Source organism: Pandoraea terrigena (assembly GCF_902459705.1).
Taxonomy (GTDB): domain Bacteria; phylum Pseudomonadota; class Gammaproteobacteria; order Burkholderiales; family Burkholderiaceae; genus Pandoraea; species Pandoraea terrigena.
Window position 1 is genome coordinate 196,814 of the sequence record NZ_CABPRU010000006.1, and the last position, 24,881, is coordinate 221,694.

At 65.0% G+C, this 24,881-nt stretch carries 24 protein-coding genes and 1 pseudogene; 6 read left to right on the plus strand and 19 right to left on the minus strand.

Features of this window, described 5'->3' with window-relative positions:
- Positions 1-3 precede the first annotated feature (3 nt).
- On the minus strand, positions 4-444 hold the full coding sequence (gene flgB / locus PTE31013_RS14710; protein WP_150613585.1) for a flagellar basal body rod protein FlgB: 441 nt from the start codon (positions 442-444) through the stop codon (positions 4-6).
- Between the two features lie 396 nt (positions 445-840).
- Here flgB and flgA point away from each other — a divergent pair, with 396 nt between their 5' ends.
- The 3 genes from flgA (at position 841) to PTE31013_RS14725 (ending at position 2,795) form a co-directional block, all read left to right on the plus strand.
- The gene (flgA, locus tag PTE31013_RS14715) at positions 841-1,875 is read left to right on the plus strand and encodes a flagellar basal body P-ring formation chaperone FlgA (RefSeq protein ID WP_174978575.1); all 1,035 of its coding nucleotides are present in this window, start codon (positions 841-843) and stop codon (positions 1,873-1,875) included.
- Positions 1,876-2,001: 126 nt separating this feature from the next.
- Complete coding sequence (gene flgM, locus PTE31013_RS14720; protein ID WP_150613532.1) at positions 2,002-2,340, plus strand: flagellar biosynthesis anti-sigma factor FlgM; 339 nt, start codon at positions 2,002-2,004, stop codon at positions 2,338-2,340.
- Positions 2,337-2,795 (plus strand): flagella synthesis protein FlgN, encoded by a 459-nt coding sequence (locus PTE31013_RS14725; protein WP_150613533.1) that lies wholly within the window; start codon positions 2,337-2,339, stop codon positions 2,793-2,795. The genes flgM and PTE31013_RS14725 overlap by 4 nt, the downstream gene beginning before the upstream one ends.
- Before the next feature lie 23 nt (positions 2,796-2,818).
- On the opposite strand, the pseudogene PTE31013_RS25140 reads toward PTE31013_RS14725, so the two are convergent.
- Positions 2,819-2,964, minus strand: a pseudogene (locus PTE31013_RS25140) (toxin-antitoxin system HicB family antitoxin); the annotation flags it as partial.
- 292 nt (positions 2,965-3,256) lie between these two features.
- Between PTE31013_RS25140 and PTE31013_RS14735 the strand changes: the two are divergent.
- From PTE31013_RS14735 to PTE31013_RS25380, 3 genes are read left to right on the plus strand one after another with little or no spacing between them, the layout of a single operon-like run.
- Positions 3,257-3,685, plus strand: a complete 429-nt coding sequence (locus PTE31013_RS14735; protein WP_150613534.1) for a tunnelling fold family protein — start codon at positions 3,257-3,259, stop codon at positions 3,683-3,685.
- Position 3,686: 1 nt separating this feature from the next.
- Positions 3,687-3,944, plus strand: coding sequence for a CBU_0592 family membrane protein (locus PTE31013_RS25375; RefSeq protein ID WP_425495569.1), 258 nt, complete (start codon positions 3,687-3,689; stop codon positions 3,942-3,944).
- Entirely contained in the window at positions 3,941-4,162 is a 222-nt protein-coding gene (locus tag PTE31013_RS25380; RefSeq protein ID WP_150613535.1) for a flavoprotein, read from the plus strand. The genes PTE31013_RS25375 and PTE31013_RS25380 overlap by 4 nt, the downstream gene beginning before the upstream one ends.
- 202 nt (positions 4,163-4,364) lie before the next feature.
- On the opposite strand, the gene PTE31013_RS14750 is transcribed toward PTE31013_RS25380, so the two are convergent.
- The 17 genes from PTE31013_RS14750 to motB form a co-directional block, all read right to left on the minus strand.
- A complete protein-coding gene (locus tag PTE31013_RS14750) occupies positions 4,365-5,093 on the minus strand; it encodes an RNA polymerase sigma factor FliA (protein WP_150613537.1) in 729 nt (242 codons plus the stop codon).
- 37 nt (positions 5,094-5,130) lie between these two features.
- Positions 5,131-6,006 carry a MinD/ParA family ATP-binding protein gene (locus PTE31013_RS14755; protein ID WP_150613538.1) on the minus strand — a complete coding sequence of 292 codons (876 nt, stop codon included), beginning with the start codon at positions 6,004-6,006 and terminating at the stop codon, positions 5,131-5,133.
- Positions 5,999-7,273, minus strand: a complete 1,275-nt coding sequence (gene flhF / locus PTE31013_RS14760; protein ID WP_150613539.1) for a flagellar biosynthesis GTPase FlhF — start codon at positions 7,271-7,273, stop codon at positions 5,999-6,001. The genes PTE31013_RS14755 and flhF overlap by 8 nt, the downstream gene beginning before the upstream one ends.
- Positions 7,270-9,369, minus strand: a complete 2,100-nt coding sequence (gene flhA / locus PTE31013_RS14765; RefSeq protein WP_425495571.1) for a flagellar biosynthesis protein FlhA — start codon at positions 9,367-9,369, stop codon at positions 7,270-7,272. The genes flhF and flhA overlap by 4 nt, the downstream gene beginning before the upstream one ends.
- Positions 9,370-9,378: 9 nt before the next feature.
- On the minus strand, positions 9,379-10,530 hold the full coding sequence (gene flhB / locus PTE31013_RS14770; RefSeq protein WP_150613541.1) for a flagellar biosynthesis protein FlhB: 1,152 nt from the start codon (positions 10,528-10,530) through the stop codon (positions 9,379-9,381).
- A 186-nt stretch (positions 10,531-10,716) separates the two neighbouring features.
- Positions 10,717-11,310 (minus strand): protein phosphatase CheZ, encoded by a 594-nt coding sequence (gene cheZ / locus PTE31013_RS14775; protein WP_246174590.1) that lies wholly within the window; start codon positions 11,308-11,310, stop codon positions 10,717-10,719.
- Positions 11,311-11,393: 83 nt separating this feature from the next.
- Positions 11,394-11,792: a chemotaxis response regulator CheY gene (gene cheY, locus PTE31013_RS14780; RefSeq protein WP_150613587.1), complete on the minus strand. Its 399-nt coding sequence runs from the start codon at positions 11,790-11,792 to the stop codon at positions 11,394-11,396.
- A 136-nt stretch (positions 11,793-11,928) separates the two neighbouring features.
- The gene (locus tag PTE31013_RS14785) at positions 11,929-13,008 is read right to left on the minus strand and encodes a protein-glutamate methylesterase/protein-glutamine glutaminase (RefSeq protein ID WP_150613542.1); all 1,080 of its coding nucleotides are present in this window, start codon (positions 13,006-13,008) and stop codon (positions 11,929-11,931) included.
- A complete protein-coding gene (cheD, locus tag PTE31013_RS14790) occupies positions 13,005-13,679 on the minus strand; it encodes a chemoreceptor glutamine deamidase CheD (protein WP_150613543.1) in 675 nt (224 codons plus the stop codon). Before cheD ends, PTE31013_RS14785 begins: the two co-directional genes overlap by 4 nt.
- A gap of 1 nt (position 13,680) precedes the next feature.
- Entirely contained in the window at positions 13,681-14,622 is a 942-nt protein-coding gene (locus PTE31013_RS14795; RefSeq protein WP_150613544.1) for a CheR family methyltransferase, read from the minus strand.
- Between the two features lie 35 nt (positions 14,623-14,657).
- A complete protein-coding gene (locus tag PTE31013_RS14800) occupies positions 14,658-16,280 on the minus strand; it encodes a methyl-accepting chemotaxis protein (RefSeq protein ID WP_150613545.1) in 1,623 nt (540 codons plus the stop codon).
- A 181-nt stretch (positions 16,281-16,461) separates the two neighbouring features.
- Positions 16,462-18,231, minus strand: coding sequence for a methyl-accepting chemotaxis protein (locus tag PTE31013_RS25265; RefSeq protein ID WP_150613546.1), 1,770 nt, complete (start codon positions 18,229-18,231; stop codon positions 16,462-16,464).
- A gap of 71 nt (positions 18,232-18,302) precedes the next feature.
- Complete coding sequence (locus PTE31013_RS25270) at positions 18,303-20,627, minus strand: methyl-accepting chemotaxis protein (protein WP_150613547.1); 2,325 nt, start codon at positions 20,625-20,627, stop codon at positions 18,303-18,305.
- Between the two features lie 76 nt (positions 20,628-20,703).
- Positions 20,704-21,219: a chemotaxis protein CheW gene (locus PTE31013_RS14815; protein ID WP_023598346.1), complete on the minus strand. Its 516-nt coding sequence runs from the start codon at positions 21,217-21,219 to the stop codon at positions 20,704-20,706.
- Between the two features lie 17 nt (positions 21,220-21,236).
- A complete protein-coding gene (gene cheA, locus PTE31013_RS14820; protein WP_150613548.1) occupies positions 21,237-23,450 on the minus strand; it encodes a chemotaxis protein CheA in 2,214 nt (737 codons plus the stop codon).
- A gap of 42 nt (positions 23,451-23,492) precedes the next feature.
- On the minus strand, positions 23,493-23,876 hold the full coding sequence (locus PTE31013_RS14825) for a response regulator (protein ID WP_150613549.1): 384 nt from the start codon (positions 23,874-23,876) through the stop codon (positions 23,493-23,495).
- 17 nt (positions 23,877-23,893) lie between these two features.
- Entirely contained in the window at positions 23,894-24,871 is a 978-nt protein-coding gene (gene motB / locus PTE31013_RS14830) for a flagellar motor protein MotB (RefSeq protein ID WP_150613550.1), read from the minus strand.
- Positions 24,872-24,881: the final 10 nt, after the last annotated feature.

The following is a 24,881-nucleotide window of genomic DNA, read 5'->3' on the forward strand; positions in this document are numbered from 1 at the left end:
CGCTTACCCTTGACTTGTGATGGCGGCCAGCATCGTCTTGATCTGGCTGGACAGGACCGTGAGGCCCGTTTGGTAATGCACGGCGTTGTCGGCGAAGTTCACTCGCTCGGCATCGAGTTCGACCGTGTTGCCGTCGACACTTTGCTGGTACGGCACGCGATACAGCAGTTCGGGGCCGCCCAACGGCGGGGCCATGCTCACACCGCGTCCCGCGATGTGACGCGACGACGTGCGCGCGAGCGAGACGCTCGACTCGGAAGCCAGCTGCTGCTGCGCGCCGCGCTCGACCGCCTGACTCAACGCATTGTTGAAATCGACGTCGCGCGCCTTGTATCCTGGCGTGTCCGCGTTGGCGATGTTCGACGAGATCACCTCCTGGCGGTAGGCGCGCATGGCCAGCGCCTGCTGAGAAAATCGCAATGCCGCGTCCAGTTTGTCCATGATCTCGTCTCGCCCGATGCTTGCCTTGATGCAGGTAGTGCACAAGAAGCCTCGCCGTCTCGGCACCTGGCGCCCGCTCAGCGTGGATGGCGGGTTTCGCAGCGGTGCGCAGACGACACGTCCTGCCGGGTCCGGAAAAAGGACGGACCTTTTGGCATGCTTTGCATCGTATGCGTACCCCTCGGGATTCAATCGGGGGAATAGGCACGTGATTGGCCGCCATTTCGGGCCATGCCCCGCTGGGCGACATCTCTAGAATGGCTTCCTGACGGCATCGGGTGGGGTTCGCCCCCCAGGCATCGGAACGCTGCCCGGAGCCGTCGACTTCACGGCGCGGCGTCGGATGTGCGCCAGGCATCCCACACACCGCTCGGGTGCCGGGTACGAAGGAGAGTGAGCATGGCAGGCAATTTCGGCGGCGGTCTCGCCAGTGCCCCGCGCGCGCAGCGCGCGCTGCGGCATGGCATTCGCACGTGTGTGCGGTCCGGCCTGCTCGCCGTCGCCCTGAGTCTGGCGGATCTCGCTGTGCCGGGTCTTGCGCAGGCTGCCTCGACAACCGCTTCTGTCGCAGGTATCGCCACCGATCCGGCCGCCGAGCATCTGGGCAACACGTTCGGCCCCGGCGCCGTCGTCATTCCCGGTCATCACACCGCAGCGGACGGCATCGTCTCGAACACACCGAACGCCTACAACGTGTCGAACGCGGCCCGTACGGTCGCAACGGCGAACGCCAATCCGAATGCCGCGATGGCGGCCGCAGTGCCGGCCCCCCAGGCTGCCAGCGCCACCGTCCCATCCCAGTTCCAGAACACCGAAGTCATCCGTCAGACGGCCGAGCGCTTCCTGCGTGAGCAGACGACGGGGCTGCCGGGTCGTGTGACCCTCACCGTGAGCGATGCCGTGTCCAACCGGATGCCCTCATGCGCTGGGCTCGAACCGTTCCTGCCGCCGGGTGCGCGCCTCTGGGGGGCGACGACCGTCGGCGTGCGTTGTTCCGGCGAGCGCCCCTGGACGCTCTACCTCCAGGCGCGCGTCAGCATCAACGCCACGTATTTCGTTGCCGCCCGCCAGATCAACCCGGGCGAGACTATCGGCCCGAACGATCTGTCACCGCGTCAGGGCGACCTCACCTTGCTGCCGCGCACGGTGGCGACCGACGCCGGCCAGATCATCGGCACGGTGGCCGTGAACCGCATCACGTCCGGCCTGCCGATCCGGTCCGATCTGCTGCGCAGCGCGATTGCCGTCCAGCAGGGGCAAACCGTGCGCGTCGTCTCGCGCGGCTCGGGCTTCGAGGTGAGCACCGAAGGACAGGTCCTGTCGCGCGCGAGCGCCGGCGATCCCGTCCAGGTGCGCACTCGCACCGGTCAGCTGGTCAGCGGCACCGTCAAGACCGGCAAGAATGGGAACGTCGAAGTCGAAGTCGCCCTGTAAGCAAACACTCACTGCAGGTTAGAATTCACTGAAATCTGCCGACAGCTGGATCGGGTAACAGGATGTAACTTGCCTAAAGTTGTGCCCGGCAATGCCGTTACACAGGCAGGTTTCAGGGGAAAGCATATGAAAGTCAAACCACCCGCCAATCCGTTGACTGGCGTCGGTCCGGGCAAGGCGCCGACCGACCGGGCGACTGCCGGCACTGTGAGCGCTGATGGCGCGAGCCCGTCCGTCGCCGGCACGGGCAGCGACGCAAACGTGAGCACGAGCGCGCTCTCGTCGGAGATGCGCGCCTTGCAGGCTGCGCTGGCCAAGACGGGGTCGGCCGATATCGACGTTGCCAAGGTGGCCGCGATCAAGCAGGCGATTTCCGAAGGGAAGCTCGCCATCGATCCCAACAAGATTGCGGACGGTCTCATTGCGACCGCGCGCGATCTGCTCTCCGCGCAATCGAAGTCATGACCACCGATGCCCTGCTGAAGACGCTCGCCGCCGAAACGACCGCCATTCGCGCGTTTTCGGCGCTGCTTCTCGAGGAACAGCAGGCATTGGTCAGCGGCACGCTCGACGCGTTGCCGGAGCTGACGGAGCGCAAGACCCACGCGGTGACCGAACTCGCGGCACTGGGTCGTGAACGCGACGCCCGGCTGGAAGCTTTGGGCTATCGCCCGGACGAGGTGGGCGCGACGGCAGCCGCCGCCGCCCACACCGGCATCGACGCCGCATGGAAGGCGCTGCTGGATGCAGCGATCGAAGCCAAGCGCGCGAACGAGACCAACGGCGTATTGATTCGCACGCGTCTGACCTACACGCAGCAGGCGCTGAACGTGTTGTACGGCCCACAGCAGAATGTCCCGCTTTACGGGCCCGACGGTCGCACCGCCCCGCGATCGAGCGGCGGCAGCATTACGGCTTGACCAAGGCTGGACGCGATTGGGTTCGCCGCAAGCTTGAGGCTCGCCAGCCGATTCAGACTGTCCCCCAGTTCCGCCGCTTCGATGACCAACGCGCGATGTAGCGTTGGGGAACCCGCACGCGAAATTCACCACTGTAACGATGCTTGGCCAGCGGTTCCGGCACCTCTTGCCGCGCCAAAAATGCAAAAAAAATGCTCGGAGACGCACGTCCGAGGGCTTGGTTCAACGGGCGTAACTTAACTCGCCTAGGTCTATGCCGTCTCGCGTAGTCGCCAAACTTCTTGGGTCTCTTCCGAAAAGCGGCACGTTGTCGCATCGCCTCACGCAACGAGAAGAGAGTGCCAGCTAAGCGCCTTCGCACGGTTCAGTGCGGAAGCTGCCATCGTCATCGCGCCAAATCTCGACGCATCGGGTCAAACTTCCCAGTCTTGACAATGCATGACATCCGACAGGGGGTCTCAATGAACGTTGATCACGATTCTGTCGTCATTCCGAATGCCATCAAGCAACAAGCCCGAATGCGGGCATATGAAATCGCATTCGACCTACCGACATTCCGCACCCACGAACACCTTCACCCGACCGAGGTGAACGTTGCCCGCTTGAAATTCCGATATCACCCGAGAAAGCAACTTGTTGGATTTTTCTCGTTCAAGGCGTATTTGAGCAAATACGCCAAACTGGCAATGACACTTGAGCAAGCGTGCTGGTCGATCATTGACGATTTCTTCGAAGCCCTTGAGCCCATTCAATGTGAATTGATTGTGCAGAACGAACTGTCGGATTGTGCGACGGCCACTAGTCGTGCATCACGCGGGTGGACGGATGCCATTCATCTGCCGACGTTCACGTCGTCAGCCTTCGAAAAGAAAATCGCGATGCCGGCCTGACATGATAACAACAGCCATTGCGGATCTTATCGGTGTCGCAGGCGCGCTCCTCGTCGTCGCAGCCTACTTCCTGAATCTTCACGGATCGCTCCCGACCAGCGCTTACCGCTATTCCGCATTGAATCTTTGCGGATCGGCGATGATCGTCTATTCGCTAATCTACAACCCTAACCCAGCGTCGCTGCTCATCGAGATCTTTTGGGCTTCGATCAGCCTATATGGCTTGCTCAAGTCATTTAGCGCACGGAGACGAGAATGAACTCGAACGAAATCCAAGGTCGCGTTCTCCTAGGTATCACGGGGAGTATTGGCGCGAAGGATTCAGTGAAGCTGATCGGGTTGCTTTGCGCGAAACACGAGGTTCAAGTCGTGGCGTCCGCCTCGTCGCCAGCATTTTTCGATCTGGCGTCGGCGCAATATGCGACAACTTGCTCACGACGGTATTTCGAGCGTGGCAATTGGGAGTCAAACCCCTGATGGTCGCACCGTCGATGAACAAATTCATGTGGGAGCATCCCGCCACCGAAACCCATCTGGCTCGCCTTCAGTCTTGGAATGTCTGCGTTATCCCCCCAAGAGAAAAGCGGCTCGCGGGCGGGGACTTCGGCCCCGCCGCGATGGCTAAGCCAGAAGGCATTGCCGAGTCCGTCGGCCGCACCCTTTCGGCCAATCGGAAGCCTTAACTCGCCGACGTCCACGCTTTCTCGCGCAACGTCGCGCGCAGGCGGGAGATTGCCTGGCTATGCAACTGGCAGACGCGCGATTCGCTCACTTCCAGCACCGCGCCGATCTCGCGCAGGTTCAAGCCCTGGTCGTAATACAGGCTCATGAGCAACTTCTCGCGCTCGGGCAGCCGATCGATTGCATCGATCACGCCGCCACGCAACCCATCGTCGAGCAACGTCGTCAGCGGATCGGCGCCCGGATCCGCACAGATCCGGTCGATAAACGGCTCGTCGTCCGCCGAGTCGAAATCCTCGTAATAGACGAGCTGGCAGCCATGCACGTCCTGCAACATCTGCTGATATTCGGCCAGGCCGATCGACAACTCACTCGCGATCTCGCTCTCCGATGGCCCGCGGCCCAGCCGTTGCTCCAGACGCTGCACCGCCTTCTCGATCTGGCGCGCCGTCTTGCGAATGCCGCGCGACGCCCAATCCAGCTCGCGCAACTCGTCGAGCATCGCGCCACGGATGCGCTGGCTCGCGTACGTCTCGAACTGCGCGCCCTGCGTCTCCTGATAGCGGTTCGCCGCATCGAGCAGCCCCAGCATGCCCGCCTGAATCAGATCCTCCAACTCCACGCTCGCCGGCAGCTTCGCCATCAGCTGCAGCGCAAGGCGACGCACCAGCGGCGCGTATTGGGTCAGCGTGTCGTTCGTGTCGACCTTCCCGCGCGCGGTATACATGTTTCCCTCCGCTTCCTCTTGACGCGTGCCGTGTCGCTCAGGCCGTGTGCGCGCTCACCGCGCCCACGCCGTGCGTTATGTCGCTGCCGCGATCGCCGCCGATATCACCAACCCCGGCGCCCAACCCAGCCAGCCCCGTCTCTCGCATGGCCAACGGCCAATGCATCACCTGCGCCGCCAACTGCCGATACGCCACCGCCGCCGGCGCCATCGGAAACGCGTCGACCACGGTGCGCGTCAATTGCCGCGCGCGCATGACCTGCCGGTCCGCCGGCACATGGCCCGCCAACTCCAGCGACACCGCCAGATAACGGCTCGCCGTCGTGGCCAGGTTGCGGCACACCACGCGCGCTTCCACATCCTCCGCCCGGTTCACCAGCACCCGGAACTGCGCCAGCGCGTATTCGAAATGCGCCTGCTTGATCCACGAATACGCCCCCGTGATCGATGCCGGCTCGCAGCCCAGCACCACCAGCACGTCGTGCGCGTGCGCCGCAAGCGGGCTGAGCACCGCCCCCGCATGCGTGCAGTCGATCACCACGACGTCCGGCTCACCCGTTGTCAACAACGGCAGCGCACGCAACGGATCGATACGCTCGGGATGACGATGCGCCACGGGGACCACAACCACATTTTCGCGTGTGTGCACGCGAATCGACTCGGGCAACACACGCCCCGCAAGCACGTCGTGAAGGTCACCACGCAACGCCAGGCCCAGCGCCGCTACGGCGTGACCGCTCTCATCGGCCAGTACGACATCCTGACCATGATGCGCCAGGGCACTGGCCAGGTTCAGCGCGACACTCGTCTGACCCGCTTCAGGCGCACTCCCCACCACCGCGACGATACGCGTGGTGTGACGCGCCACGAGCCGGCGCAGACCTTCCGCTTGATCGAGTACGAGCTTAACCAAAGCAGGCCTCGCTTGACGGTTGCGCAGGCGCGAACAGCCCGCTGTATTGAGGATCGACACCGCGCACCACGGCCGGCAAGTCTTCTTCGGCCGGCACGAACGGCGACCCCGTGACCGGCGCGGAAAGTGCCGTATCGATGAGGAACGGTTTATCGGCCACGTGCAGGTTCTCCGGCACGCGCTGCCCCGTGGACACGTAATGCACCGGCAAGCGGTGACGAATCACCGTATCGAGCACCGACCCGAGATTGGTCGTTTCGTCGAGTTTCGTGAGAATGCACCCGGCCAGATCGCCACCGCCCTGCGCGCTCGCGCTGCGATAAGCGTGCACCACCTCGTTGAGCGTATCGCCGTGGCTCGTGGCGTTGAGCAGCAGCAGGCGCTGTACCGGCGTCTCGGCGCCGCACAGCATCGCCACCTGCTCGGGCACCGTGCGGTCGCGCTGGCTCATGCCCACCGTGTCGATCAGCACCATGTGCTTGTTGCGCAACTCGGTCAGCGCGAGGCGCAGGTCCGTGGCGTCTTTCACTGCATGCACCGTCACGCCGAGAATCTTGCCGTAGATGCGCAGTTGCTCATGCCCGCCGATACGATAGCTGTCAGTCGTGAGCAGCGCGAGCTTCTCCGCGCCGTGCCGCATCACGCAGCGCGCCGCGAGCTTGGCCGTCGTGGTGGTCTTGCCCACGCCGGTCGGCCCCATCAGCGCGTACACGCCGCCGCGGTCCATCAATTCGTCTTCATTCGGCATGACGGGCAGGTTGCGCGTGAGCGCACGCTTCACCCATGCCAACCCGCTGTCCAGGTCACTGCCCTCCGGCAGGTGCTCGAGCAGCGCCCGACCCAGTTGTGCCGAGAACCCGGCAGCGAGCAGCGTGCGCAGGATCTCGCCCTGTGCCGGGGAGCGACGTTGCTTGTCGTTCCAGACCAGCCCCGCAACCTGCTCTTCGAGCAAGCCGCGCATGCTCTGAAGCTCGCCCATCATGGACTGGGCAAACGCGTTTGCCCCCGCCACGTCATGGGCCGCTGCAACCGGCGCGCCAGGGGCGGCGGCGACCGGGGCGACCGGCACCGCCGGGCGTGCACGCGGACGATGGGTCGGCATGTCGCCGCCCGCGAGCGCGTCAAGATCCTCTTCGGCCAACGCGACGATTTCCACGCCATTGGCAACCGAACGGTTGGACAACACGACCGCATCGGGTCCGATTTCCTCGCGAATCTGGCGCAGTGCATCGCGGCACGTGCCCGCAAAGAATTTCCGAATCTTCACCCTTGACCTCCGATGAGTGCCGTCATTTTCACGTTCCGTGTATCAGGCACTTCCGCATACGACAAAACCTTGAGCTGCGGCACGCCGCGGCGCAGGAAGCGCGAGAGCAGCGAACGCAGCGGATGTTGGACCAGCAGTACCGACGGCAGGCCCTGACGCTCCTGACGCGCCACGGCAGCCTGCGTCTCCCGCAACAACGTGTCCGCGAGACCCGGCTCCAGGCCGGTGCCGCCGCCGGCCGACAACGCCTGCGTGAGAATGCGTTCGAGATTGGCGTCGAGCCCCACCACCTCGAGATCGCCATTGCCCGGGAACACGCTTTGCGTGATCGCGCGGCCCAGCGCCAGGCGCACCAGCGCCGTGAGGTCCTGTGCGTCCTGCACGCGCGCACCGTGTTCGGCGAGCGTATCGATGATCGTGCGCATGTCGCGAATCGGCACCTGCTCCTCGAGCAGGTTCTGCAACACTTTTTGCAGCGTGGTGAGCGCGACGGTCTTCGGCACCAGGTCTTCGATGAGCTTGGGCGCGTCCTTGCCGATGCGCTCGATGAGCTGCTGCACTTCCTGACGGCCCAGCAGCTCATGCGCGTGGGCGTTGATCAGGTGGTTCAGATGCGTGGCGACCACCGTCCCCGCATCCACCACGGTATAGCCATACGCCTGGGCCTGATCGCGCTGTCCGACGTCGATCCACGTCGCCGGCAGGCCGAAGGCCGGATCGCGCGTGGGCGTACCCTGCAGCGGTGCACTGACCTGCCCCGGGTCGATGGCGAGCAGTTGTCCCGGATACGCTTCGCCCTCGCCGATGACCACGCCCTTGAGCGTGATGCGGTACTGGTTCGGGCGCAGTTCCAGGTTGTCGCGAATGTGCACCACTGGCGCGAGAAAGCCGATTTCCTGAGCGAACTTCTTGCGGATGCCCTTGATGCGCTTGAGCAATTCGCCATCCTGATTGCGGTCGACGAGCGGAATCAGGCGATAGCCGACCTCCAGTCCCAACGGGTCGACGAGCGCCACGTCGTCCCACGACGCCTCGGCCACTTCGGTCGGCGCGCTGGCCGCCACGGGGGTCGGACGCGCCGCCTGTTGCTTCTCGGCCTCGGCGCGGCGGAACTGGTAACGCGCCAGCGCCCCCAGGCCCACGGCCAGCAGCAGGAAGGCGAAGTGCGGCATGCCCGGAATCAAGCCCATCAGGCCGAGAATCGCCGCCGTGATCCCCAGCACGCGCGGATTGCTGAACAGTTGCGAGACGACCTGCTGGCCGACGTCTTCGTCGGTCGCCACGCGCGAGACGACCACACCGGCGGCCGTCGAGATCACCAACGCGGGGATCTGAGCGACCAGACCGTCGCCAATGGTCAGCAGCGTGTAGTTCTTCGCGGCCGTGCTGATATCCAGGCCGTGCTGGGCCACGCCGACGATCAGCCCGCCGACGATGTTGATGATCATGATGAGCAGACCAGCGACCGCGTCGCCGCGCACGAACTTCGATGCGCCGTCCATCGATCCATAGAAGTCGGCTTCCTGGGCGATCACCGAGCGGCGCTTGCGCGCGTCCTCTTCGCCGATCAATCCGGCGTTCAGGTCGGCGTCGATAGCCATCTGCTTGCCGGGCATGGCGTCGAGGGTGAAGCGCGCGCCGACTTCGGCGATACGCCCGGCGCCCTTCGTGATCACCATGAAGTTGATGACCACGAGGATGATGAACACCACGATACCGACGGCATAGTTGCCGCCCACGAGGAAGTGGCCGAACGCCTCGATCACCTTGCCGGCGGCGTCGGGGCCGGTATGGCCTTCGAGCAGCACCACGCGGGTGGATGCCACGTTCAGCGACAGGCGCAGCAAGGTGGAGAACAGCAGCACGCTCGGGAACGCCGCGAAGTCGAGCGGCTTCTGCGTGTACATGCTCACGAGCAGCACCATCACCGCCAGGGCGATGTTGAAGGTAAAGAGCAGATCCAGGATGAACGGCGGCAACGGCAGGATCATCATGCCCAGAACCATGACGATCAGCACCGGCGCGGCAAGCGACTTCAAATTGCCGCCGAGAAGCAGTTGCGACGAGCGCAGTAGCTGGTTTGCGCGAGGGTTCAGGTTCATGGGTTACACTCGTTTCGCCCCGGCGCGCCGCGGCGCGTCGAGGTCGGCCGGCACCGGCAGGTCCGACGGGGTGACGGGCGCGACGCCCCCCTCGGTGCGCCAGCGGCGAAGCTGGAAGACCCACGCCAGCACTTCGGCCACGGCCGTGTACAGCGTGGCCGGGATTTCGTGTCCAATGTCCACGTGCGCGTGCAGTGCCCGCGCCAACGGCGGGGCTTCGAGAATCGGGATGTTGTGCTCGGCGCCCATTTCGCGGATGCGCTGCGCGACCAGATCGGTGCCCTTGGCCAGCACGCGCGGCGCCGACATGTTGTCCTTGTATTCGAGGGCGACGGCGAAGTGCGTCGGGTTGGTTACGATCACGTCGGCCTTGGGCACGTCCTGCATCATGCGACGGCGCGCCGTCTGGCGCTGCAACTGGCGAATGTGCGCCTTGAGGTGCGGATCGCCTTCGTTTTCCTTGTTCTCCTGGCGCACTTCCTCTTTGGTCATGCGCAGCTTCTTGTAGTGCTGCCAGAGCTGGAAGGGCACGTCGATGGCTGCCACCAGCATCAGCGATGCCACGATGAACGCGCAGCACACCGCGATCAACTCGCCCACATACGGTAGCGCCGCGCGCGGCGACTGGGTCATCAGCCCCATCACGGCGTCGCGGTCGCGCGCAATTGCCCAGTAGGCCACGGTGCCGACGAGCAGCGTCTTGGCCACCGCCTTGACGAGTTCGACCAGCCCCTGCACCGAGAACATGCGGCCCAGCCCCTTGAGCGGGTTCAGGCGGCCGAAATTGGGGGCGAGCGACTGGGTGGTGAAGAGCCAACCGCCCAGCGCCATCGGGGCCACGATGGCCGCCAGCACCAGCACGCCGAGCAGCGGTGCAATGGCGATGAGCGCGTCGGCGCCCGAGCGCGCGGCGTACGAGAGCATGCGATGGGTGTCGAGGGCGGTGCCTGGCTCGAACTGCATGCCGTGACGCATCAGTTGAGCAAAGCCCTGCGAGATACGATCGGCTGTCATCCACAGGCCGGCCACCCCGGCCGCCAGCAAGGCGAACGTGGACAGCTCCCGCGAACGCGCAACCTGTCCTTCCTCGCGCGCCTTTTCAAGGCGCCGGGGAGACGCAGGTTCCGTCTTTTCGAGATCGCTATCCTCAGCCATGCCCTATCCACTGCGGGCGGACGAAGCCACCCTATCGCGACCGATTATGGCCGTAACCGTCAAGTCACAAAGGGGGGAATAGAGGCGGGATTGGGCGGTATTTCGCGCGGGCGACCTGCAACGGCCGGAACCCGCGTCGAAAAGTGACACCCCGGCAGCCCATGGACGGGCTGGCGGGGCACGACATCAGAAGCCCAGGCTGGCGAGCAAGTCGTCGACCTGCCCCTGATCGGCCACGATGTCGGTGCGGCCGTCCGTCCTGACCTGCGGCCCATTGAGCAGCGAATCTTCCGCTTCCTTGCGCTTCTCGGGCGGCATGTTCTCGAGCAGCGTCTGAAGCAGATGCTTCTCGATTTCCTGCACGACATCCATGATCTTCTTGATGACCTGCCCGGTCAGATCCTGGAAGTCCTGCGCCATCATGATTTCCATCAGATGGTTGTTGGTCGCGCGCGTATCGTCGGGTACGCGGCGCAGATACGTGCGCGTCTCGACGACCAGCTTGCGGGCGTCGTCGAGTTCGAGCGGCTCGTCGAACCACTTGGCCCAGCGGCCGTCGAGCGCGTTGGCGTCCGCTTCGAGGCGGTCCTGGATGGGCTTGGCCAGTTCAATGGCCGTGAGCGCCCGCACCGCCGCCTGCTCGGTCAGGGTGGCGACGTAGTTCAGGCGATCGCGTGCGTCAGGAATCGCTTCGGCAGCCTGCTCGAGTTGTTTGTCCAGCCCGAGCTCACGCAGGTTGTCGCGCAGCATGCGCGTCAACTGTCCGATGCGCATGAGCATGCGCGCGGACGGATCTGCTTCGCCGGTCACGTATGCGCCGTTGGGCTCACCCGGCCATTCAGTGCTCGCCTCGTGGGTCACGCTCAGGCCCCCGTCTTTTCCATTTTCTCGAAGATCTTGCCCAGCTTTTCGTCTAGCGTCGCAGCCGTAAAGGGCTTGACGACATACCCGCTGGCCCCGGCCTGGGCGGCCGCGATAATGTTTTCCTTCTTCGCTTCGGCCGTCACCATCAGCACCGGCAGCTTCGCCAGGTTCGGATCGGCGCGGATCTGCTGGAGCATCGTCAGGCCGTCCATGTTCGGCATGTTCCAGTCCGACACCACGAATTCGAAGTTGCCACCGCGCAGCTTGGCCAGCGCCGCCGCACCATCTTCCGCTTCGTCGACATTGGAAAAGCCCAGCTCCTTGAGCAGGTTTCTCACAATCCGGCGCATCGTCGGAAAATCGTCGACGACCAGGAATTTCAAGTTCTTGTCTACCATCATCACTCCAAATTCGGCCGGCGCCCCGCGGGGGCCGGCGATATTCATGGGCAGATTTCGCCACCACTCGATGCCCCGAGTGTGTCCGCAAATCGATGCGGCGCATACGGCGAAAAAACGCCAAAAAAGCGCCCTACTATACCCGCTGTGTGCGGTCGCCAAATTTCGCGACCTGGTGCAACACTTTGCGGGCCATCTCGTGCAACGGCACCACTTCTTCCGCCCCGCCCATCGCAATCGCCTCGCGCGGCATGCCGAACACGATGCAGCTCGCCTCGTCCTGCGCGAACGTGTGTGCCCCGGCCCGGCGCATCTCCACCAGACCCGCCGCCCCATCGCGACCCATGCCCGTGAGAATCACGCCAATCGCATTGCGTCCGGCGTGGACCGCCGCGGAGCGAAACAATACATCGACCGATGGCCGATGTCGATTCACGGGCGGTGCCGCATCGAGCAAGGCCACGTAGTTCGCGCCGCTACGCGAGAGCAGCAGGTGCGTGTCGCCGCCCGGCGCGATGTACGCGTGGCCCGGCAGCACCCGCTCACCATGCTCGGCTTCCTTCACCGTGATGCGGCACAGGCTGTTCAGGCGCTGCGCAAACGACTTGGTGAAACCCGCCGGCATGTGCTGGGTAATCAGGATCGCCGGCGCGTCCGGCGGCATCGGCATGAGCACCTCGCGGATCGCTTCCGTGCCGCCCGTCGACGCGCCGATGATGATCAGCTTCTCCGTCGACACCAGCGGATTGCGCAGCATCGGCGCCGCTTCGACCGGCGCAGGCGACGCGTTCTTGGGCGGAGCGCTACGCACGCGAGCGCGCGCGGCGCCGCGAATCTTGTCGGCAATCATCTCGCCATAGTCAAGCATGCCGTCGCGAATGCCCAGGCGCGGCTTCGTCACGAAGTCCACCGCCCCGAGTTCGAGCGCGCGCAACGTGACTTCCGAGCCGCGCTCGGTCAGCGACGACACCATGAGCACCGGCATCGGACGCAGGCGCATGAGCTTCTCAAGGAAGTCGAGCCCGTCCATGCGCGGCATTTCGACGTCGAGCGTAAGCACGTCCGGGTTGTGCTGCTTGATCAGGTCGCGCGCCACGAGCGGGTCGGGGGCGGTCGCCACAACGGTCATGTCCGGTTGCGCATTGATGATCTCGGTCATCAGGCTGCGCACGAGTGCGGAATCGTCCACGCACAGGACTTTGATTGGTTCGCTCAAGCCTCCTCCATTTGTCGGTTGTCAGGCCCCGGCCGAGGCTTGGCATTTCTGGCCGGTGGCGCAAAGAGTTCCACGGAACCCCGTACTTCGCGTGCGCGCAGACGCTGCGCGTACGCTTGTTCGCGCTGGGCGATGGCCGGGTCGCCCCGGTCGCCCAGCTTCCTCACCATCACCCGCCCGGTGCGCGGCAAAAAGCACACCTTGCGCGGATGCGGTCCGAGCAGATCCTGCGCCGTGACGCGAATCTGCTCCATCTCCAGGTAGCGCAACACGAAGTTCGCGTTGCGATCGCCGATGTTCAGGGTCGTCATGCCCGCAAGCACCGCGCCGCCGCCGAAGACCTTCGCTTCGAGCCGTTCGCGCCGGGCGCCGAGCTTGATCAGCTCGTTGATGAGCATTTCCATGGCGTAAGCGCCATAGCGCATCGACGCCGAGAGTATACGATCGCGCTCGCTCTCGCCATCGTCCGGCAGCATGAAGTGATTCATGCCACCGATGCCGGTGATGGTATCGCGCACACACGCGGCCACACACGAGCCCAGCACCGTCACGAGCATGATGTCGTCGGTCGTGACGTAGTACTCCGACGGCAGCAACTTCACCGCCTGCGTGTCGAACGCATTATCGAAATAGTGGTTGGTCGCGAGCGCTTCGGCCAGTGGCTGCGTCATGTCAGGCTCCCCGCGCGCGCTTGCCGGCCAGCTCGTACACCGTCTGCCCGCGCAGCCGGAACGCCTGGCTCACATAGGTGAAGTTCTCGGAATGTCCGGCGAAGAGCAAGCCATCCGGCTTGAGCAAGGGCACGAAGCGCTCGAGAATGCGCGCCTGCGTGGCCTTGTCGAAATAGATCATCACATTGCGGCAGAAGATGGCGTCGAACGGCCCGCCGATCTGCCACGATGGCGCGAGCAAGTTCAGCGGCGCGAACGTCACGAGTTGCTGCAGCTCCGGGCGCACCTTGATCTTGCCCTCGTTCGCGCCCGTGCCCCGCAGGAAATGGCGGCGTAACTGCTCCTGCGAGAGCTTGCCGGTCTGCTCGCCGCTGTAGACGGCGCTCGATGCCCGCGCGAGCACCTGCGTGTCGAGATCGGTGGCGAGCACGCTCGCGCTGGGACGCGTGCCAAGCGCTTCAACGAGCGTCATCGCAATCGAATAGGGCTCTTCACCGGTCGACGCCGCACAGCACCAGATCGAGATCGGCTTGCCCTGCTGACGCACGAGGTCGGCGAGCAGCGGGAAGTGATGCGACTCCCGGAAGAACGACGTCAGGTTGGTCGTCAACGCGTTGGTGAACGACTCCCATTCGGTCTCGCCGGTGTCGGCCTCGAGCATGTCGAGGTATTCGGTGAAGCTTGTCAGGCCCAGGGCCCGCAAACGCCGCGCAATCCGGCTATACACCATCTCGCGCTTGTGTTCCGCCAGCGCGATGCCGGCGCGCTGATAAATCAGGTGGCGGATGCGCCCGAAATCGGTCAGCGAGAAAGCGAAATCGCGCTCGCCCGAGAGGGCGGCACCGCTGGCGCGCGCGAAATCGGCGCTGCGCGAGCCGACATCGCCGTCAGTGCCGGCGGCACCTCGGCGCGTCGTTGGCGAGGTCATGCGCGAATCAGTCATGTCGTCTCACTTTGCCACCGCGGCAGTCGTTCGCGTTACGCCGCGCGAGCCAGCGTCCGTGACACCTGCCCACGACGCGGGGCATTAATCGCGTGAGCGGCCAGACCCGCATCGCTCGTCTGGAACACCGCCACCGCCGAGCGCAGATCGTGCGCCTGCGATTCGAGCGAACCGGCGGCTGCCGCCGCTTCCTCCACGAGCGCCGCGTTCTGCTGCGTCACCTCGTCCATCTGTGTCACCGCGCGATTGACCTGCTCGATTCCGCTCGACTGCTCGTTCGATGCCGCCGAGATCTCGCCCATGATGTCCGTCACGCGCTTGACCGCCTGCACGATCTCGCCCATCGTCTGACGTTGCTGCGCGACAAGCGCCGTGCCGTCCTGCACGCGACGCGCCGATTCTTCGATCAGCGCCTTGATTTCCTTGGCCGCTGCCGCACTGCGCTGCGCCAGCGTGCGCACTTCGCCCGCCACCACGGCAAAACCGCGCCCCTGTTCGCCCGCACGGGCGGCCTCCACGGCAGCGTTCAGTGCCAGGATGTTGGTCTGGAAGGCGATGCCGTCGATCACGCCGATGATGTCGACGATCTTGTTCGAGCTGGTCGAGATGCCGTCCATCGTCTCGCCCACCTGCCCGGAGACCTGACCGCCACGCGTGGCGATCTCCGACGCGCTCACGGCGAGCTGGCTCGCCTGACGCGCGTTATCGGCGTTCTGCCGGACCGTGGCGGTGAGCTGCTCCATCGACGACGCGGTCTCTTCGAGCGACGCGGCCTGCTGTTCGGTGCGTGCGGACAGATCGGTGTTGCCTGCGGCGATCTGCTGCGCCGCCGTCGTGATCGACTCGGTACCCTCGCGGATCTGCTGGATGGTCTCGGCAAGCGTGCGCTGCATGCGCTGCATCGCATGGAGCAGGCTGCTGTTATCACCCGGCGCCAGACTCACCTGGCTTTGCAGATCGCCGCTCGCGATGCGATGGGCGATTTCGGCGGCATACTCGGGCTCGCCGCCAAGGCTGCGCTGCACGTTGCGAATGATCGCGATCATGGCGGCGGTGACGATAGCGCCGATGATGAGCAGGGTAATGCCGTAGCGAATCAACGCGCTGTAAAACGCCTTGTCGACATCCTGCATGTAGATGCCGCTCATCACGCTCCAGTCCCACGGCGCGAAGTACTTCACGAACGAGAGCTTCTCCAGGCGTTTGTCACTCCCCGCGACACGACCGTGATATTCGACGAAGCCCGAACCCTTCTCCTTGGCGACGCGGGCCATCTCGACGAACAACAGCTTGCCGTTCGGATCCTTATAGTTCGAGACGTCCTTGTTCACCAGGTCGGCCAGCGTCGGATGCATGAGCACGACCGGCTTCGAGTCGAACACGACCAGGTAGCCGCTGCCGCCATAGCGCATCGTCTTCAGGCGAGCCATGGCTTGCTGCTTCGCCTCATCGACGCTGATCTTGCCCGCCGCTGCCTGCGCTGCGTAGTCGCGCACGATACCGTCGGCACTCGTGACGATGTTCTCCACCGCCACGCGCCGCTCCGACACCATCATGCTGCGTTCGTGCCAGGATGCCCAGCCGCCGAAAACCAGAAGACCCAGCCACATCAGCGCAAGCGCGGACCAGAGTTTTGCCTTGAGACTCAATTGCTTCATGATGTGACCCTCTCCTACCCGCCCATCGCGACGCGACGCCCGCGACAGCTTTCGTCTTGCCGATTGTTGCCACTTGCCGACACGCGCCCCGTGCCTTTCGGTTCGTCCCACGACGGGGAGTGGCGCGTGCACCGTTCCAATAGTGCTTACCGTGTTGCCTGAGTGAGCGCGCTCGGCGCGATCAGAAGGTCTCCCAGTCGCCGCTGGCGTCATCCGTGCCGGTGCGGGCGCTGGCTGCCGGGGCCGCCGCCGGGGCCGGCCGGCGCAACGCCGCTGCCGCCTTCGGGGCCGCGGCCGGTGTCGGCGCTGACGCCGCAGGCGTCACCGCCTTCGCCTTCTTTGCGATCGGACGCGTGAGCGGTGCGGCCGGGAGTGTCGGGGCAGCGTGGCTGGAGGCCACGTGGCTGGCGTCCAGACGGAACACCGAGACGACCGTCTTCAGACGATTGGCCTGCTCTTCGAGCGAGCCAGCGGCGGCGGCCGCTTCTTCCACGAGCGCCGCGTTCTGCTGCGTCACCTCATCCATCTGCGTCACGGCACGATTGACCTGCTCGATACCGCCCGACTGCTCGCTCGACGCCGCCGAGATCTCGCCCATGATGTCCGTCACGCGCTTGACCGCCTGCACGATCTCTTCCATCGTCTGACCGGCTTGCTCGACCAGCGCCGAGCCATCCTGCACCTTGTGGGACGAATCCTCGATCAGTTCCTTGATTTCCTTCGCGGCCGCCGCACTGCGCTGCGCCAGCGTGCGCACTTCGCCGGCCACCACGGCAAAACCCCGGCCCTGTTCGCCTGCACGGGCGGCTTCCACCGCGGCGTTCAGTGCCAGGATGTTGGTCTGGAACGCAATGCCGTCGATCACACTGATGATGTCGACGATCTTGTTCGAGCTGGTCGAGATGCCCTGCATCGTGCCAACCACACGCCCCACCACCTCGCCGCCGCGGGCGGCGATGTCCGAGGCATTCACGGCAAGCTGGCTCGCCTGGCGCGCGTTGTCGGCGTTCTGCTTGACCGTCGCGGTGAGCTGCTCCATCGACGACGCGGTCTCTTCGAGCGACGCGGCCTGCTGCTCGGTGCGCGCCGACAGATCGGTGTTGCCAGCGGCGATCTGCTGCGCGGCCGAGGTGATCGACTCGGTGCCCGTGCGGACTTCCGTCACGGTGCGCACGAGGCTGTCCTGCATGTGTTTCACGCCTTTGAACAGACGCCCGGTTTCAGTGTCGTTCCATACGTCGATGCGTTGCGTGAGGTCGCCGCCCGCGATCTTCTCGAAATGCTTGATGGCGTCGTCGATCGGACCGACGACCGCGCGCGTGAGCGTGACCTGCGTGATGATGCCCACGAGCAGGCCGATGGCCAGGCCGATGCCGACCATCCACATCACCAGCGTGTAACGGGCCTGGGCGACCAGATATCGATTCTCGGCGTTCTTGACCTGCAAATCGGCCAACGCCACCATCGCCTTGGTGTAATCGGCGAACAGACGCGGCACGTCCATCACCGTCTTGGCGTGGAAGTCCGGGATGTCGCCCGATTCAATGGCCTTGAGCGCGGGCAGGATACCGTCGTTGACCACCTTGCCGCGAGCGGAGATCACGGCGTCGGCCAACGGCTTTTCACCATCGGACATCGGCTTCGCCGCGTAGGCGCCCCACGCGTCATCCGCCTTCTTGAGATTCTCGCGAACGCGGTCGATCGCCGTCTTGATCTCGGTCGGATCGGCAATGAACTCGATGCGCGAGAGCGTCACACGCGCCGACAGCGTCGATATCGTCGTCTGCGCGAGCGCACGCGACGACGCCATGTCGGTCTTGTAGATCTCCTGCAGCGACGCGTTGCTTTGTTGCAGCGAGAGGAGGCCCGCCGCGGCGCCGATGACCAGCAGCACCATGAAGAGTCCCAGCGCCAGCGTCAGCCGTGCCCGGATGGTGACATTCTTAAACATAACGACCTCTACCTCGTGAAGACCGGCCTGCGGCCGGCGGACCCATCTCAACCATCTCAATCATCCACACGTCAAAACTCTTCCCAATCGCCCGAGTCACTCGACGTCGCGCCCGACACCGATCCTGCCGGCGCCTTGTCGCGACGCGCAGCCAGCTGCAGCACCTGCGCGTCCTCCGGCGTGCCAGCGGCGGCGGGCGCGGGTGACTGCGGGCGCCGCGTGACGGCGCGCGTGGCGCCCCCGCCTGCGCTGGCGCGTGCCGGTGCCGCACGGGCGCCCGATGCGGCGGCCGTGACCGCCGTCGTGGCGACCTCCGGCTGACGCCCGGCGGACGTGGCGTGCCGCACGTCGACGGTCTGCACCGTGTCGGCCTTGAAGGCGTCGCCGACACGGAAGACGGCGACGGCGTCGCGCAAGCGATGCGCCTGGTCTTCGAGCGAACCGGCGGCGGCCGCCGCTTCTTCCACGAGCGCCGCGTTCTGCTGCGTGACTTCATCCATCTGCGTGACGGCGCGATTGACCTGTTCGATGCCGCTCGACTGCTCGCTCGATGCCGCAGAGATCTCGCCCATGATGTCGGTCACGCGCTGCACCGCCTGCACGATTTCCTCCATCGTCTGGCCGGCCTGCGCCACCAGCGTCGAGCCGCTTTCCACGCGCCCGACCGAGTCTTCGATGAGGACCTTGATTTCCTTGGCCGCCGCCGCGCTGCGCTGCGCCAGCGTGCGCACTTCTCCGGCCACCACGGCAAAACCCCGGCCCTGTTCGCCCGCGCGCGCCGCTTCCACCGCCGCGTTCAACGCGAGAATGTTGGTCTGGAACGCGATGCCTTCGATCACGCTGATGATGTCGACAATCTTGTGCGAACTCGACGAAATCCCCTGCATGGTGTCGACGACGTCGCCAACCACGCGACCGCCGCGTGCGGCGATGTCCGACGCATTCGCTGCCATCGCGCTGGCCTGCTTCGCGTTGTCGGCGTTCTGCTTGACCGTGGCGGTGAGCTGTTCCATCGATGATGCCGTCTGCTCCAGCGAGGCCGCCTGCTGTTCCGTGCGCGCCGACAGATCGGTGTTGCCTGCCGCGATTTCGCGTGACGCCACGTTGATCGATTCGATACCTTCGCGCACATCCGAGACGATGGACAGCAGGCTGTTCTTCATGACAACGAGGCCGAAGAGCAACTGGCCGATTTCGTCGTGGCCCGTGCCTTGCGCCTTGCCGGTCAAGTCGCCGGCCGCGATCTGCTTGAGCATCGAGAGCGCCACACGCAATGGATGATTGATCGCGCGACGCAACACGCTGCCCAGGACAAACAGCACCACGATGCCGCCGATCACCGCCACGGCCGTCGCGGCACGCACGAGGGTGTGCTCCTTTTGCGAGCGCTGATACAGGTCAGTCGCCTGGGTGAGTTCGAGGCGAGTGAGCACGTTCAGCTCGTCGCGCATCGGCCCATAGGCCGGTTTCACTTTTTCGAGATAGGTCTGCTGCGCGCCTTCGGCCGAGCCGGCCTTGAGCATCTCGACCGTCTGTTGCAGGCCATCGGTCGTAAAGCGCTGGCGAATCGTGTTGAAGCGCTCGGCCTGCGCCCGTGTGTCCGGGTCGACCCCCGCCATGTACTCGGCCCACTGGCGGTTGATGTCGTCCAGACTGCTGGTGATCTCATCGCCCGCGCGCTTCATGGCGTCGAGGTTCGGGCTGCCCACGGCTTCGGCCACGAGCAGTACATCACGGTCAAGCTTCTGGCCGATGACGGCCAACGTGCTGACCGGCACCATGCCGTGCTGATACACCTGCAGCAGTTTTCCGTTGCTGCTCGACATCCCCCAAAGACCCAGGCCGCCCACCAGGGCGAGCAGCAGCGCGCCGAGCATGATGATGCCGGTCAGGCGCGCGCGCAGCGTGTCGAGGCGGATCTTGCGCGCCACGGCCGCGAGACCGCCGCGCTCGACCTGCCCCCCACGAATGCGCAAGTTGCCGGCCTGCCCGCTGCGAAAGCGCGCGTAGATCGCATCGGCCTGCGTGGTCGCGCCCGCCGCCGGACGCACGCGCACCGACGTGTAGCCCACGACGGCACCGTTTTCCTGCGTGGGCGTCACGGTAGCAAGGACCCAGTAGAAATCTCCGTTCTTGCGGCGATTCTTCACCAGGCCAGTCCACGTATCGCCGCGCTTGACCGTCTCCCACAGGTCGCCGAACGCCTCCGGCGGCATATCCGGATGACGAACGAGGTTGTGCGGTGCGCCCAGTAGTTCATCACGCGAGTAGCCGCTCACCTCCACGAAGGCGGGGTTGGCATACGTGATCCGCCCCTTCAGATCCGTCCGTGAGATCAGGTACTGATGCTCGCTGACGACGAATTCGTTCTGGGTAACGGGCTGGTTATTGCGCACGTGCTAGGTCTCCGTGGAAGGCAGGTCGTGGGTCAGGTCTAACGGTTGGCGCGATGGATTTCCGGGCGGCCGCGTCTCAGCTCGCCAGGCGCTCGATGAGCGCCATATCGCTGCTGGTCATGAGCTTCTCGATGTCCATCAGGATCAGCATGCGGCCCTCGACGGTGCCCAGCCCCGTGATGTACTCAGTGGCGAGTTGCGCGCCGAACTCAGGCGCCGGCTTGATTTCGCCGCGGGCGAGCGTGAGCACATCAGACACCCCGTCGACCACCATGCCGACCACGCGGCCCGCCACGTTCAGGATGATCACGACCGTCTGCGTGTCGTACTCGACGCGGCCCAGGCGGAACTTGATGCGCATGTCCACGATCGGCACGATGATGCCGCGCAGATTGATCACGCCCTTGATGAAATCTGGTGCATTGGCAATGCGCGTGACCGCGTCGTAGCCGCGAATCTCCTGCACCTTCAGGATGTCGATGCCGTATTCCTCTTCACCGAGCGTGAAGACCAGAAACTCCTGACCGTCGCCATCGGTCTGCATGGCGCCGCCCTGGCGCGACACGGCATGCTCTTGCGAAAGGTTGTCCATCTGACGCGTCTCCGACTTCAGTTGAAGATGGTGGCGGCCGCCGAGCGCTGGCCGCGCTGAAGCGCCGCCACGTCGACGATCAATGCCACACTGCCGTCACCCATGATGGTGGCGGCGGAAATACCGTGAATACGGCGGTAATTGGTTTCGAGGTTCTTCACCACGACCTGCTGCTGACCGACCAGTTCGTCGACAAGCAGCGCAAAGCGGCGGCCTTCGGCCTGAAGGATCACGATGATGCCCTGCGTGGGATCGGCGCGCGCCTCCGGCACATCGAACGCACGATACAGCTCGACGAGCGGCAGGTATTCGCCGCGCACCAGCACGACCTGCCCTTCGCCGGTCACCGCGCGAATGTCGTCGCGACGCGGCTGCAGCGACTCCATCACGAAGTTCAGCGGCAGGATGAAGATCTCTGGTCCGACCTTGACGGACATGCCGTCGAGAATCGCGAGCGTGAGCGGCAGCACGATGCGGATGGTGGTGCCCTTGCCGCGTGTGGACAGGATCTCCACGTGCCCGCCCATCTGCTGGATGTTCCGCTTGACGACGTCCATGCCCACGCCGCGGCCCGACACGTCGGTGATCGCCTCGGCCGTGGAGAAGCCCGGCATGAAGATCAGTTGCCACACCTCCTCGTCGGACATCGACTCCGACACCGACAACCCCTGCTGCTGGGCCTTGGCAAGAATCTTCTCGCGGCGCAGGCCCGCGCCGTCGTCGCTCACTTCGATCACGATGTTGCCCCCCTGATGCGCGGCCGACAGCACGAGTTGACCGACTGGATCCTTGCCCGAGGCCAGGCGCAGCTCCGTCGTCTCGATGCCGTGATCGAGGCTGTTGCGCACAAGGTGCGTGAGCGGATCGATGATGCGCTCGATCAGGCTCTTGTCGAGTTCGGTCGCCTGACCAAACGTGACGAGCTCAATTTGCTTGCCCAGCTTGCTCGCGAGATCACGCACCAGGCGCGGGAAGCGCGAGAACACATAATCCATCGGCATCATGCGGATGGACATCACGGCCTCTTGCAAGTCGCGCGCATTGCGCTCGAGCTGTCCCATGCCGTTGAACAGGCGGTCGTGAAGCATCGGATCGAGGCTGCTCGCCGTTTGCGCGAGCATCGCCTGCGTGATCACCAGTTCGCCCACCAGGTTGATGAGCTGATCGACTTTTTCCACGCCCACGCGAATCGAACTGTTCTCGTGTCCGGCCGCGCCGCCGGCCGGGGCGGCCACGCGCTTCTCGGCGGGTGGATGCGCACCATTGCCGCCACTGCCACCGGCGGTACCGCCTTGCGCCACCGGGGCCTCGGGCGGCACGATGATCGGCTCATCCGCCGGCGGCGGCACGGGGGCCGCTGAAACAGCCGCCGTCACCGGTGCAGCCGGCACCTCGATGGGCGCCGAAGCGGCCGGAGCCTGTGCAAAGATCTCGGCAGTCTGGACCGGGGCTGCTACCTGCGCGTCGACCGGCGCGGCGGCCGTCGCCGGGGCTGCTGCGGCGGCGTCCTGCACATCGATCTGCGATGGCTCGATCACGAAACAGCACACCGCGAGGATATCGTCGGCGCCGCACGTGGTGTCGAGCCAAAGGTGCAGCGTGTCGCCGCTCGACTGGCGGCCAGCCACGTCGCCAAGGTTGCCCAGTTCGTCCGCAAGCAACGCCTGATCCTTCTCTCCCACGCCGGTGAGCGTAACCTTCAGACGCGTCTGGCCCGGGGGAACAGCGCTTGCGGGCGCACCGCTCGCGTCGGTCGCCGGCACGGCAGCGGCTTCGGGGGCGGCTGGCGCTGCGAAAGCGGCCGGTGCCGCGGGCGCAGCGGGGGCGGCAGGGGCCTGGGCGCCGCCTTCCTCGGCGGCGAGCTGCTGGAGCACCGCGCAGATGCGCTTCATCGCCTCGACATCGGGCTCGCTGGAGGCGCGGTAGGCATTCAACTGTTGATGCAACACGTCTTTGGTTTCCAGGAAGGTGTCGACCATCTCGGTGCGCAGCTGCAATTCGCCGCGACGCGCGCGGTCCAGCAGGTTTTCCAGCAGGTGAGTGGTCTCGGTGAGCGCGGTGAAGCCGAACGTCGCGGCGCCACCCTTGATCGAGTGCGCCGCGCGGAAAATCGCGTTGAGCTGCTCGTTGTCGGGGGCGTTGATATCGAGCGCGAGCAAGAGATGCTCCATCTCGGCGAGCAACTCTTCCGCTTCATCGAAAAAGGTCTGGTAGAACTGGGTGATATCCACCGGTTTCCTCGTCCTAACTTGGTTGTGCCATCGACGTCATCGTCATGCGCCTTCGCCGACGAGCGAGCCCACTACGTCGACCAATGCCTCGGGGTCGACCGGTTTGATCAGCCAGCCACTGGCGCCCGCCTCGCGGGCCGCCGTCTTGTACGCACCGTCGACTTCGGTGGTGAGCACCAGGATCGGCGTCTGGGCAAACGTGTCGAGTTCGCGCAACGCGCGAATGAGCGACAGGCCGTCCATGCCAGGCATGTGCTGGTCGGTCAGTACCAGATCGAAAGTCGCGTTCGACGCCAGCGCCAGTGCCTCCTGCCCGTCGCGGGCAGTCGTCACGGCGTAACCGGCTTCATCGAGCGTGGCCGCCAGGATCTGGCGCATCGACGCGGAATCGTCAACGGCGAGAATCGTGTTGCGAAGGGCCTGCATGCGTCTCCTCTTGTCAGTTATCGCATGGCGGCGCCGGGAGCCGCCGGGGGAGCCGGCGGTGCCGGCAACTCACCGTTGATGACGGCGTTCACGGCATCGCTTCCTGCGCCGCGCGCGTTCGCGGCGTCGATCGTCGGTTGGTCGGCCTCTTGCTTGACCGACTGCTCCGCGCGACGATTGAGCACGATGATGCTGATGCGACGATTGATCGGGTTGTACGCGTTATCGCGATCGAGCGGCACGGTGGACGCCAGGCCCACCACACGCAGCACCTTCTCGCCATCGAGACCGCCGGCAATCAGCTCGCGCCGCGACGCGTTCGCGCGATCGGCCGACAGCTCCCAGTTGCTATAGCTCTTGTCGCCCTGCGCGTAGGCCGTGGCGTCGGTATGGCCCGACAGGCTGATGCGGTTCGGCACGTCGTTGAGCGACTTGCCGATCTCGCGCAGGATGTCGCGCATATACGGCTGCACCTGTGCGCTTGCATTGGCGAACATCGGCCGGTTCTGGTCGTCGACGATCTGGATGCGCAAGCCCTCGGTTGTCACATCGATGAGCAACTGCTTGCGGAACTGCTTGAGTGTCGGGTTGCTCTCGATCGCCTTCTCGATGCGCGACTTGAGTTCGCGCAAACGATGGGCTTCGGCACGCTCGGCCAGTTCGGCCGACATCGCCTGGCGCGACCTGACCTGGTCGCCGCGCGACTGCTGGCCATCGGTGCGCGTCGTGTCGGTGCCGCCGCCGGGAATGACACCGCTGTTGTCTGCGGCATTGCGTCCGCCGGTCAGCGCGACCATGAGTGGCGTGCGGAAATATTCCGCAATCCCCGTCAGCTCCTTGCTGGTCGCGGAGCTGAGCAGCCACATCAGCAGGAAGAACGCCATCATGGCCGTCATGAAGTCGGCATAGGCAATCTTCCACGCGCCGCCATGATGGCCGTGCGCGCTGCGCGCACGGCGCTTGACGACGATGGGCCGCTCTTCTTTCTCGCTCATTGCGGCGACC

Bases quoted from the DNA above. Each gene is read 5' to 3' on its own strand.
- cheD (WP_150613543.1), bottom strand. From the start codon at position 13,679: ATGACGCAGCCACTGGCCGAAGCGCTCGCGACCAACCACTATTTCGAT.
- PTE31013_RS14800 (WP_150613545.1), bottom strand. From the start codon at position 16,280: ATGAAGCAATTGAGTCTCAAGGCAAAACTCTGGTCCGCGCTTGCGCTG.
- PTE31013_RS14795 (WP_150613544.1), bottom strand. From the start codon at position 14,622: ATGACTGATTCGCGCATGACCTCGCCAACGACGCGCCGAGGTGCCGCC.
- PTE31013_RS14725 (WP_150613533.1), top strand. From the start codon at position 2,337: ATGACCACCGATGCCCTGCTGAAGACGCTCGCCGCCGAAACGACCGCC.
- motB (WP_150613550.1), bottom strand. From the start codon at position 24,871: ATGAGCGAGAAAGAAGAGCGGCCCATCGTCGTCAAGCGCCGTGCGCGC.
- PTE31013_RS14750 (WP_150613537.1), bottom strand. From the start codon at position 5,093: ATGTATACCGCGCGCGGGAAGGTCGACACGAACGACACGCTGACCCAA.
- flgM (WP_150613532.1), top strand. From the start codon at position 2,002: ATGAAAGTCAAACCACCCGCCAATCCGTTGACTGGCGTCGGTCCGGGC.
- PTE31013_RS14815 (WP_023598346.1), bottom strand. From the start codon at position 21,219: ATGGACAACCTTTCGCAAGAGCATGCCGTGTCGCGCCAGGGCGGCGCC.
- PTE31013_RS14825 (WP_150613549.1), bottom strand. From the start codon at position 23,876: ATGCAGGCCCTTCGCAACACGATTCTCGCCGTTGACGATTCCGCGTCG.
- flgA (WP_174978575.1), top strand. From the start codon at position 841: ATGGCAGGCAATTTCGGCGGCGGTCTCGCCAGTGCCCCGCGCGCGCAG.
- cheZ (WP_246174590.1), bottom strand. From the start codon at position 11,310: ATGCTCATGCGCATCGGACAGTTGACGCGCATGCTGCGCGACAACCTG.
- flhB (WP_150613541.1), bottom strand. From the start codon at position 10,530: ATGGCTGAGGATAGCGATCTCGAAAAGACGGAACCTGCGTCTCCCCGG.
- PTE31013_RS25380 (WP_150613535.1), top strand. From the start codon at position 3,941: ATGAACTCGAACGAAATCCAAGGTCGCGTTCTCCTAGGTATCACGGGG.
- PTE31013_RS25265 (WP_150613546.1), bottom strand. From the start codon at position 18,231: ATGTTTAAGAATGTCACCATCCGGGCACGGCTGACGCTGGCGCTGGGA.
- PTE31013_RS14735 (WP_150613534.1), top strand. From the start codon at position 3,257: ATGAACGTTGATCACGATTCTGTCGTCATTCCGAATGCCATCAAGCAA.
- PTE31013_RS25375 (WP_425495569.1), top strand. From the start codon at position 3,687: ATGATAACAACAGCCATTGCGGATCTTATCGGTGTCGCAGGCGCGCTC.
- cheY (WP_150613587.1), bottom strand. From the start codon at position 11,792: ATGGTAGACAAGAACTTGAAATTCCTGGTCGTCGACGATTTTCCGACG.